This window comes from Actinoplanes oryzae, assembly GCF_030757795.1.
Taxonomy (GTDB): domain Bacteria; phylum Actinomycetota; class Actinomycetes; order Mycobacteriales; family Micromonosporaceae; genus Actinoplanes.
Genome location: NZ_JAUQWH010000238.1, coordinates 1 through 10748, shown reverse-complemented (window position 1 = coordinate 10748; position 10748 = coordinate 1). Strand labels below are relative to the sequence as shown.

4 protein-coding genes are annotated in these 10748 nt (G+C 72.9%); all 4 read right to left on the bottom strand.

Features of this window, described 5'->3' with window-relative positions; translation table 11 throughout:
* Positions 1-293: 293 nt before the first annotated feature.
* The 4 genes from RBH18_RS40880 to RBH18_RS40865 all read right to left on the bottom strand — a co-directional run bounded on the left by RBH18_RS40880 (position 294) and on the right by RBH18_RS40865 (position 10662).
* A complete protein-coding gene (locus RBH18_RS40880) occupies positions 294-1214 on the bottom strand; it encodes a GlcNAc-transferase family protein (protein WP_306215892.1) in 921 nt (306 codons plus the stop codon).
* Positions 1211-1696: a type VII secretion system-associated protein gene (locus tag RBH18_RS40875; RefSeq protein WP_306215891.1), complete on the bottom strand. Its 486-nt coding sequence runs from the start codon at positions 1694-1696 to the stop codon at positions 1211-1213. The genes RBH18_RS40880 and RBH18_RS40875 overlap by 4 nt, the downstream gene beginning before the upstream one ends.
* A gap of 86 nt (positions 1697-1782) precedes the next feature.
* Positions 1783-2106, bottom strand: a complete 324-nt coding sequence (locus RBH18_RS40870) for a YrhB domain-containing protein (RefSeq protein WP_306215890.1) — start codon at positions 2104-2106, stop codon at positions 1783-1785.
* Positions 2107-2166: 60 nt separating this feature from the next.
* Entirely contained in the window at positions 2167-10662 is an 8496-nt protein-coding gene (locus tag RBH18_RS40865) for a DUF6531 domain-containing protein (protein WP_306215889.1), read from the bottom strand.
* Positions 10663-10748: the final 86 nt, after the last annotated feature.

Below are 10748 nucleotides of genomic sequence, written 5' to 3'. Positions count from 1 at the left end.
CGGGCCCGTTCCTTGTGTCCGCCGACGTTCATTCCCGACCGTTCCCTCCGCTGCCCTCCCCGCGAGGAGCCCGGTCCTCCAGTGAAGAGCCCGCGACGCTGGGCGGGAAGCGCGACAAGAAAACGGGGGCGAAAAGTGCAGCCGATTTACCCGGCCGACTGCTCGTCCCGCCACTTAAGTGGCACTTGTCTACTTAGGAATTACTATTCTTGATGTCGTAACCATTGTTCATCTGTGCCTTGCGCGCCATTTACCGCAAGGGGTGAGCCGCAGCTCAGGTGCGGGCTGCCGATTCACCCGGCGTTGGCCGGGGCGTCCGATGAGGACTCGGCGCGGGCGTCGGCCCACGTCTGCTTGCGGAAGCTCAGCCCGGTGTAGGCCTGGTAGTCGTCCAGCGTGCGGACCGTGCCGACGCCGTAGCGGCCGTTGTCGGGATAGCGCAGCAGGTTGACGATCCGGCGCCGGCTCGCCTTGTCGCGCTGATGCCAGGTGCGGGCGCCGTCCTCGCCGAGATGGTCGGTCCAGTGCCGGGGGCTGTCGGCGCGGACGTAGTAGTGCCACGCCAGGACCTCGGTCGGGTGGAAGAGGTCGTAGCCCCAGGTGTAGGCCCGCAGCGAGAGCGTCAGCTCCTCGCCCTGGAAGTACAGGTACGGATCGTACGGCACCTCGGTGACCAGGCTGCCCGGCGCGAAGAGGAACCCGCCGGCGACGAAGTTCGCGGGCACCGGCTTGCCCGACCGGTCGTCGAGGGCGCGTTGCGAAAGCCACGGGAAGCCGTCGGACATCCAGCCGCCGACGATGATCTCGGTGGGCTCGCCGCTGCCGGTGTACTCGGCTCCGGGCTGATAGTCGGGCGGGTAACACGTGATGATGGGCTTCGCGGCGCCGGTGACGCCGGCGAGCTCGATGAGCCGGGTGTCCCAGCCTGGGGTGAAGCGGGTGTGGCTGTCGATCTGCAGGAACCAGTCCTCGCCGCGGTAGTGCCGCATCACCTCCGCCCGGGCCCAGCAGGCGCCCTGGCTCTGGCGGGCGTCGTAGTCGAGCACGTGCACGCGCGGGTCGTCCGCGATCGCGGAGATGTCCTCGTCGCCGAGGTGCTGCCAGCAGACCACGATCCGCAGCTCGTCCGGGCGCTCCGCCTTGGCCAGGCAGTCGAGCACCGTGGGCACCAGCTCGGGGTCCCGATAGGCCGCGACCGACACCATGATGGTCATGCGGAAACGGTCTCCCGCAGGAATTCGGCGCTCAGCCGCAGCGCGCCCGGGCCACCCGGATTGACCAGCACGTCCGTATCGGTGCCGAGGATGCCGGCCAGCTCACCCGCGGTCACGCGGCGCCAGTCAGGCGCGAGGAACCGGCCCGGGCTCGTGGCGATCATCGCGCACAGCACCCCGTCGTCGGCCCGCAGGACCAGCGGGCGGCCGTCGCCGTTGAGGGCCAGCTCGACCAGGGAACCGCGCAGGACCGCCTGCAGCTGGTCCGGCTCGGCGTCGCCGCGCAGCGTGAGCTGGAGCAGCGCGTCGAGCGGATCGGCGGGCCCGCTGCCGTACCGGGGGCGGTATTCGGGGTTGGGGCGGAATTCCCCGGCGGCGCCGTCCTCGGCGAGCGGCCACATGCCGACCACCGCCGCGAAGGGCGGCTCGTCACCGGGCTCCTCGGGCTCCCACTCGGGGTCGGTGAGCAGGACGAAGCTCATCGGGGCATTGGATCACAGCGTTCAGGCTCCGGGAGCCACCCCGGGAGCGCACTGCCCGTGCGCTCCCGAAGCGGTGCCCCGAAGGATCAGGAGAACGGATCGGGCGCCGGAGGCAGCGGCACCGCGGGCAGGCCCTGCCGGGCGGCGTACTCGTTGAGCCACCGCTCCAGCGGCGGCGAGGGCGGCGTCACGAACGGCTGCCCGCCGTTCTTCGGCACGACCAGCGGGCCGGTCGCCAGCGAGTCGAGGAAGTCGCCGGTCTCGATGGCCTTGGCGGTGTTGTACGGGAAGACCCAGCACCACTCGTACTCATCGGGTTGCGCGGCGTCGACCAGCGCCAGCGGCCGGCCCGGGTCCTCGAGCTCACGCAGCGCGGCGGTCGCCCGCGCGCGGGCGTCGTCGGCGTTCATGAGGTGGTCCTTTCCATGGTCAGGAGGGCCCGCCCCGGGTGACCGGGGCGGGCCCGTGAGCTACCGCTGAGCGGGAACCGGGGCCGTGCCCGGCGAGGGCAGGAACCGGGCCGCGGCGGCGTCGAAGTAGCGCGACCGGTCGTAGAACAGGCCGGTCTCGGCGTCGAAGTAGCGCCCGCCGCCGCGCAGCGGGGTCGCCGCCGCGTCGCCGGTACGGGTGCCGTCGACCCCGACGACGTCCATCGGGGCGCCGGCCGCGTCGGTCACGACGGTGTGCAGCGTACCGTCGGTGACCTGGGCGATCGGGTGGGCCGCCGCCGGGTGGTACTCCCATACGGTGGAGGTCACCCCGGCGCGGGTCCGGTGGTGCTGCTCGACGAGCAGGTCGCCGGACCAGACGAACACGGCCTCCTCGAGCACCGCGCTCTTCGCGCTCAGGCGCTGCTTGGCGATGCGGCGGCCGAACGCGTCGTACATGTAGCGCCAGCGCTCCCCGCCGGGCGTGGTGACCGCGACGAGCCGGTCGTCGTGGTCCCACTCGAGGCGCCAGTCGCCGTCCTCGTCCGTCCGGGTGGCCGGGCGGCCCAGGGCGTCGTAGGTGTAGCTGACGTCCTGCGGCGACGATGCGGCGACAGGGCGGTCACCCTGCACCGCGTCCCGGACGGCGGTCAGCCGGCCGGTGGCGTCGTAGCCGTACCGCCGGTCGGTGACCCCGGCGATGCGCTGCTCGGTGAGCCGGCCGAAGTCGTCGAACGCCTGCTGCAGCGACAGGCCGGCGTCGGAACTGCGGCTCACCTCACGGCTGCCCTCGTAGCCGAACCGGAGCTGCTGCCCGGCGGCGGCCAGCGCCACCGGACGGCCCGACTCGTCGTACGACCAGCGCGTCACCGCACCCGACGGGCGGGTCCGCGCGGTCACCGTGCCCAGCTGCTCGCTGTACGTGGTGACCACCGTGTTGCCGTTGACCGTCTCCGAGACGACCCGGCCCGCGGCGTCGCGCTCCAGGACGATCTCCGAGTTGGCGTCGCGGGCGCCGAGGAGCCGGCCCGCCGCGTCGTACGTGTACTGCGTCACCGCGGCGCCGGTGCGGCGCTCGATGACCCGGCCGAGCACGTCGTACGTGTAGTGCGTGACCTCGCCGGCCGCGTTGGTGTGCGTGACCAGCTGTCCGGCGGCGTCGTAGGCGTACCGCTGGGTGCGGCCGTCGAAGTCGGTCTCCTCGATCATCCGGCCGTTCGGGTCGTACGTGTAGTTCCACGTCGCGCCCGCCGGGTTGGTGATCGTGACCAGCCGCAGCTCGGTGTCGTACGCGTACTCGGTGCGGTTGCCGTCGTGGTCGATCTCGGCCGTGACGAGGTCGAACGCCCCGTACTCCCGGATCGTCCGGCGCCCGGTGCGGTCGAGCATCTCGATGAGGTTGCCCTCGCCGTCGTACGAGAACTCCTCGGCCGTGCCGTCGGCGTACTCGCGCCAGGACAGGTCGCCCTCGAGCGTCCAGCCGAACTCGGTGAGCCCGCGCTCGTCCTCGACGCTGAAGATCCGGCCGAGCGAGTCGTAGATGTACCGCGTCTCGCTGTCGCCGGTCTTCATCGACGTGATCAGCCGGGCCGGGTTGCGGACGTAGGCGGTGGGCCCGACGTGGATCGCGGTGCCCTGCCCGTCCTCGGCCGGCTGCTCGAAGCGGACCACGTCGCCGGAGGCGTCGACCTCGGCGATGATGAGCCCGTTCTCGTCGAACTGGCGGTTGCGGGTGCTGCCGTCGAAGTCGGTCCAGGCGACTGCCCGGCCGAGCTCGTCGTACGTGATCGTGGAGCGGCTGCCGTCGGCGCGGACGGTGGCGGTGCGCCGGCCGTCGGCGTCGTACTCGTAGGCCGTGACCCGGCCCAGCTCGTCGGTGTGCGAGCGCAGGCGGTAGGCCTCGTCCCACTCCGTGCGGCTGGTCGCGCCGAGCGCGTCGGTCTCCGCGACCACCTGGAAGCGGTCGTTGAGCTCGTAGGTGCGCACGGCGCCGAGCGAGTCGGTCACGACCGTGCGGCCCGGCTGGTAGTCGAACCGGTAGCGCAGGTAGCCACCCTTGCCGTCGGTCGCGACACAGCGGCCGGCCTCGTCGTACGAGTAGGTGTACCACTCGCCGTTGCGGTCCTCCCAGCGGACGATGCGCCCGCCGGCGTACTCGAAGACCTCCGGGTCGCCGGAGGAGTTCGTGACCGAGACCAGGTTGCGGTCGCTGTCATAGCCGAACTGCGCCGCCACCATGAGGTCGCCGACCGCGTTGGGCAGCATCGTCATGGTGATCAGCTCGCCGGACGACCGGAACGCCACGGTGGCGCCGGCCGAGGAGCGCAGCTCCGTCGGCGTGCCCCGGCGGTCGCGGACGACCGCCCAGCGCGCACCGGCGTCGGACACGTCGCTGAGCAGCGACTCCGTGTCGCTGGTCGGCGCGAACAGCAGGGAGCGGCCGGTCGTCGGGTCGCTGAGCCACCAGCCGCCACCGGCGAGCCGGCGCAGCGGCAGCGCCCGGCCGGTCGTGGGCAGTGCGGTCTCGCCCTCGGCGGGCAGCGGGTAGGTCAGCAGCGAGCCGTCCGCCGCCAGGTAGCGCACCTGGTCGCCGTCGACGATGATCCGCTGGTCCAGCGTCGACGCCCACTGGGTGCCGAAGGACCGGCCCCACCGGTAGTCGGACCGGTAGGTCCGCTCCAGCGTGAGACCCGGGAGCTCGGCGTCGGTGTGCGTCAGCAGCATCCGGCCGGTGGTGAGGTCGATCGGGTCACCGGCGACAGGGGTCTCGTCGGTGGTCTTCGCCACCGCTTCGGGCGTCACGTCCGAGAACGACGCCGGGGTCGGCGTGAAGTCGGGCGCGCTGCCCATGACGATGTCGGAGTCGGCGACGCTCTCCGTGTCCGACGTCATGTCGACGTCGCTGTCGAGGTCGCTGTCGGTCGTCATGGTGACGTCGACCGGGGACGCGGGCGCCGGGTCGGTCGTCTGCAGCAGGAAGACCGAGCCGTTGGACTCGATCTTCGGCAGGGTCGCGAGGCCGCCGGTCTGGCCGTCCTCGAAGACGACCCGGCCCTTGTCGTCCTTGGACACGTTGACGACGTGGCCGGTGGTGCCCGGGCCGTTGGACCGCAGGCCGACGATGCCGTTGGTGCCGTTCGGCAGGGCGCCGAGCGCGTCCATCAGGCCCTGGATGCTGCCGACCTCGTCGAAGGTCCGGCCCGGGTAGCGGCTGGTCACCTCGCTCAGCGGCATCGGGGTGGTCTGCGCCGGCACCTGAGCGAGCAGGCCGGTGCTCTTGAAGTTGTCGACCGTCAGCGTGATCGGCACGCAGTCGTTGACGTTGCTCGGGTCGCGGCCGTCCCGGATCCGGGGGAGGTAGCCGCGGTCCGCGTCGTTCAGCGTCTGCAGGTCGGCGTCGGTGTTCGCGGTCGTGCCGTGCACGTTGGCCGCCAGCACCTGCAGCGTCGAACCGTCGCTCAGGGTGACGTTCTGGGACAGCTGGTCCCGGAACGAGTCGAGGAGCTGCGTCTGCGCCTGCGGGTTGCCGTCCAGCGCGGTGAACTGGTCGGCGAGCGACGTCGGGCCGGTCTGCGCGGGGGCCGGCGTCGCGAGGTCGAGCGCCGGCGCGCCGTTCTGCGGGCCCTGGAAGCCGTACGGGCTGTCGCTGCGGCGCCGGTGCCGGCGGTGGCTGCGGCTCCGGCCGCGGTCGTAGTCGTCCCGCTCACGGCGGGAGGGGCGTACCTCCCGGACCTCGCGCGGCATCATGCGCTGGCTCGGCGCGGTCGGCCGCTGCGGGGGCATGTCCGCGTAGAGGGGCCGGGGCGGCGTCGGGGTGTACTCGTCACCGGCGTAGCCCCGGGCGGCCGGCGGGAAGAAGCCCTGGACGTTGCGCCACTGGCTGGCCGCGTCCTCCGGCCGGGTCGCACCGTGGACGTAGTACAGCTGCTGCGGGAGGGAGTTGACCTCCCGGTCGTAGCCGCGGGCCCGCTCGGAGAAGCCGGTGACGGAGGCGAACTCGCGGCCGGCCTCGCTCTCGATCTCCTCGATCTCGCTGTCGCCGCGCAGGAACCGCGCGACCTGCCGGGCCGTCCGCCGGCCGCCGTCCGGCTCGTCGGCGATCCGGTCGCCCAGACCGATGTTCTGCCGGCCGTTGCGCGAGGTGGTGGTGTTGTACGGCCGGCTGCCGAGCATCGGCTCGACGAAGTCGGCGCTCCGGACGCCGGTGTGCGGGCTGTACCCGGAGATCGGCTGCATCTCCCGCTGGATCCGGTTGTACGTCCGGCTGGCGTCGGACCGCGGGTCGGACAGCGACGGGCCCGCCGGGGCGACGCGGTCGTACCAGTCGTGCGCGTGGTGCATCATCCGCCCGGCGCCACTGCTGCGCGGTGGCGGCGACGGGGTGTCCACTTCCCGGTCGACGTAGTAGAGGAACCTGCCGTTCTGGTCGTGCACCGCGACCTGCTGCCACTGCGGCATGCCGTACAGCGAGTCGGGCGTCGGCGCGTTGACGTTCGCCGGCAGGCTGGTGGGCTCCGCGGCCGGGTCCGGCACCGGGCTGGTCGCGGCGAGCGGGTTCAGCGACGGCTGGTCCGGCTTGCAGCTGGTCAGGCCGAGCGGGTCGGCGACGGTCAGCGGATCCGTCACGTACGCCGTCGGGTTGGGCCCGCCGGACAGGCCGAGCGGGTCCGGGCTGATGTAGCGCGCGGTGGCCGGATCGTAGTAGCGGAACCGGTTGTAGTGCAGCCCGGTCTCGGCGTCGTGGTACTGACCCGGGAAGCGCAGCGGGGTCGCGGCGTCCGGGGTGCGGCCCCACAGGTCACCGCGCGACCACCAGCTCAGGGCGCCGCTCGGGGCGACCAGGTGGGTCGGGGTGCCGATCGTGTCGGTGATGACCGTGTGCAGCGCGTCGCCGTCGGTCTGGGCCACCGGTGCCGAGCCGTCCGGCCGGTAGTCCCAGGTGGTCGTGGTGGTGCCGTCGCTCTGCTCCAGCAGGAGGTCGCCGGACCAGGCGAAGCGCACCTCCGCCAGGATCTCGCCGCCCGCGCCGAGGCGCTGCTTGGCGATGCGCCGGCCGAAGCCGTCGTAGAGGTAGCGCCACCGGTCGCCGTCCGGGGTGCGCGCCCCGACCATCCGGTCCTCGGCGTCCCAGGCGAACTCCCAGGTGCCGGCGGGGTCGACCCGGCGGATCAGGCGGCCCTTGCCGTCGTAGTCGAACGTGGCGTCGTCCGACCGCACGACCATGGTGCCGTCGAGCTCCCAGCGCTCGCGGCCCGTGCCGACCAGGTTGCCGGCCTCGTCGTAGTCGTACTGCTCGGTGGTTCCGGCGGCGCTGGTCACCGTGCGGATGCGGCCCGCGTCGTCGGCGGTGAAGGAGCGGTCGCCGATCGCCGTGATCCGGTCCGACGGGTCGTACGCGAAGCTCCGGTCGCCGGCGCCCGCGATGGTCTGCACCACCAGGCGCCCGGCCGCGTCGAAGCTCTGCCGCAACGCGACCAGGTCACCGATGGTCCGGCTGATCTCGCGGCCCGCGGCGTCGTGCTCGAAGCGCAGCAGGTGCGCGCCGGTGGCCAGGCTCTCGGGACGGCCCTGCGCGTCGAAGGTCCACCGGCTGCGGCGGCCGGACGGCGTGGTGCGCGCCGCGATCCGGTCGCCCTCGTAGGACGTACGGACGGTGTGGCCGTTGATCGTCTCGGCGACGACCCGGCCCTCGGCGTCCCGCTCGAAGCGCACCGTCGCGTCCCGGTTGACGACGCTCTCGACGTGCCCGGCGGCGTCGTAGGCGAGCCGGGTGACGTTGCCGCCGACCCGGCGCTCGACGACCCGCCCGAACTCGTCGTAGCCGAACCGGGTGGTGACGTTCTCCGCGTCCGTGTGCTCGACGAGCCGGCCCGCGGCGTCGTGCACATAGCTCTGCGTACGCCCGTCGAAGTCGGTCTGCTCGCACAGCCGGCCCACCGGGTCGTACCGGTAGCTCCAGAGCCGGCCGGCCGGGTTGCGTACCCCGGTCAGCCGTAGCTCCGTGTCATAGGTGAACTCGGTCCGGTTGCCCATCTCGTCGATCCGCGCTGTCGGCAGATCGAAGGGCCCGTACTCGAGTCTCACCGCCCTTCCTGATGCATCGGTGACTTCCACCAAGTTCCCTTCGCCGTCGTAGTGCCATTGCTGTTCGGTGCCGTCGGGACGGGCGAGCCACGCGAGGTCGCCCTCGTCCGTCCAGCCGATCGCGGTCGTGGTGCCGTCCGGGCCGGTGAGGGCGCTGAGCCGCCCGAGACCATCGAGATCAAAAGCTTGCGGGGGTACGCCCGGAGCCCGCCCGCCCCCGGCGGCGTCGTACCGGGTGACCGTCCCGAGCGCATCCGTGCGGGACACCAGCCGGTTCGCCGCATCCCACTCGAAGCGCGTCGTGGCGCCCAGCGGGTCGACGACCGCGACCACCCGCAGCCGGTCGTCGAGCTCGTACCGGGTGACGTGACCGAGCGAGTCCGTCACGAGCGTGCTGCCGTCGAGGTACGTGAACGAGTAGCGCAGGTAGCCGCCGTTGCCGTCCGTCCCGACGCAGCGGCCCGTCTCGTCATAGGAGTACGTGAACCACTCGTCGTTGCGGTCCTCCCAGCGCACGATGCGTCCGGCCGTGTCGTAGCCCAGCCGGGTCTCCGCGCCGGAGGAGTTGCGGATGCCGGTCAGGTGGCGCCGGTCGTCGTAGCGGAACGCGGGCAGCTCGAGCAGGTCCTCGTCGTCGTCCTTCGGCACCACCCAGCCGCCGATGACCAGGTTGTCCGCGGTGACGATCTCCACCGAGACGCCGATCGAGGAGCGCAGCACGAACGGCGTGCCGTCCTCGGTGCGCTCGATCGCCCAGTGCACGTTCCGGGACTCGATGTCGGTCAGCCAGGCGTCGCCGTCGCCGGCCGGGGCGAACAGCAGCCACGCATCCTGCTCGGCCAGCAGCCAGCCGCCCCCGGCCAGGCGGCGCAGCGGGGCGCCCCCGCCCGTGACCGGCAGCTCCTCGCCGCCCTCGGCGGGCAGCGGGTAGGTGCGGATCGACCCGTCGGCGGCGAGGAACCACACGTGCCGGTCGTCCGCGACGAGCCGCTGGTCCAGCGTGGACGCCCAGGACCGGCCGAAGAAGCGGCCCCACCGGTAGTCGGAGCGATGGGTCCGTTCCAGCGTGAGCCCGGGCAGCCGGACGTCCACCTCGGTGTAGATCATCCGGCCGGTCGTGACGTCGATCGGGTCGCCCACGGTCGGGGTCTCGGCCGTCGGCTTGGCGACCGTGGCGGGCGGCACCTCGGTCAGCGGCGCGGTCCGGCCCGACCGCTCCGCGTCCAGCTGCTGGTCGTGCGCGTGCCGGGCGGTCCACCAGGCGGCCTCGGCGGCGGTGACGGCCCGCTCGGCGTCGGCCAGCAGCGCGGCGTCCGGCGACGGCTGGGCCCGCTGACCGTCGCGCTGCTTGACCGCGGCTGCCAGTTCCTCGCCGCGCTTCGCCACGTCCAGCGCGGACTGCCGCAACGACGGCGGGAGGTCGGTGCCGGTGCGCTCGCGGGCGGCCGCGTCGCTCATCCGGACGGCGAGCGCGTCGGCGATGCGTACCTCGGCACCCGCCGACGGGGTGGGCTCGCCCCCGGTGCTGGAGAGCTTGCGGGCCACCAGCCGGAATTCCACGCCGTACGACAGGCTGCGGGTCATCTTGTCGTCCGGATCCGGCTTGCCCGCCGGGCGCCGGTCGGTCTTGGTGTCGTCGAGCGTCGCCGTGGTCTTGAGCTGCCGGTCCGCGTCGGTGGCGTACATGGGCTGCTCGTAGATGGTCGAGCCGGACACCGCGCCGAACGGGTTGCGGTCGCCGATCTTGTTCGCCCCGCCCGGATGACCGGCGCCGGCCGCGATGAACGGGCCGCTCAGCTTGACGGCGTACGTGTGCCCGCTCTGCCGCGTCACCGAGCTGGACCGGGCATCCTTGACCGAGCTGTCGACGGTGATGTCCGCGTCCGCGCCGGCGAACTTCGGCCGGGGCACCAGCCGCGCCTCCACCACCAGGTCCCGGCCCAGCTTGCGGTTGACCGGCACCGGGAACCGGCCGGCCAGCATGGCGGGCAGCCCGGCCTTGAGGTTGGTGCCGCTCAGGGTGTCGCGCAGGGCCGCCCGGGTGGACTCGTCGACGGTCGCGCCGGAGTCCGTCAGCGCCCGCTCGGCCGCGCGGTGCAGGTCGGTGACGTCGGCCCAGACGTGCTCGACGGCGTACTGGCCGGGCTCGGGCAGGGTGTCGTGGCCGGCGGCCGTCCGCCACTGCGCCCGGGCGTCGTCGGACAGCTCCGCGGCGGGCACCGGGGTGACGGGCCCCGCCACGCCGGTCGGCCCCTCGATCCGCGTCGCGCCCGGGTGCGTCCGCATGGTGATCGGCCGCTGGTCGTACACGGTGGCACCGTCGGCCGGCAGCGCGTCGCCGGTCACCGTGACGGTCAGGCCGAGGTCGGCGGCCCAGGTCGCCGCCGGGCCCTTCGCCGTCAGCGACTGCGCGTACGTGACGGCGTCCTTGCTGCTCGTCTCCGTGCTGCGCACGCTGAGGTTCGCGGTGCCCTGGTAGCCGCCGCCGACGGTCTCGCTGGTCGCGCCGTGCCCGGTGCTCTGCGCCTTCTCGGCGGGCG

What these genes read in the sequence shown, in the direction of transcription:
- RBH18_RS40880 (WP_306215892.1), bottom strand. Translation starts at nt 1,214, where the DNA reads ATGACCATCATGGTGTCGGTCGCGGCCTATCGGGACCCCGAGCTGGTG.
- RBH18_RS40870 (WP_306215890.1), bottom strand. Translation starts at nt 2,106, where the DNA reads ATGAACGCCGACGACGCCCGCGCGCGGGCGACCGCCGCGCTGCGTGAG.
- RBH18_RS40875 (WP_306215891.1), bottom strand. Translation starts at nt 1,696, where the DNA reads ATGAGCTTCGTCCTGCTCACCGACCCCGAGTGGGAGCCCGAGGAGCCC.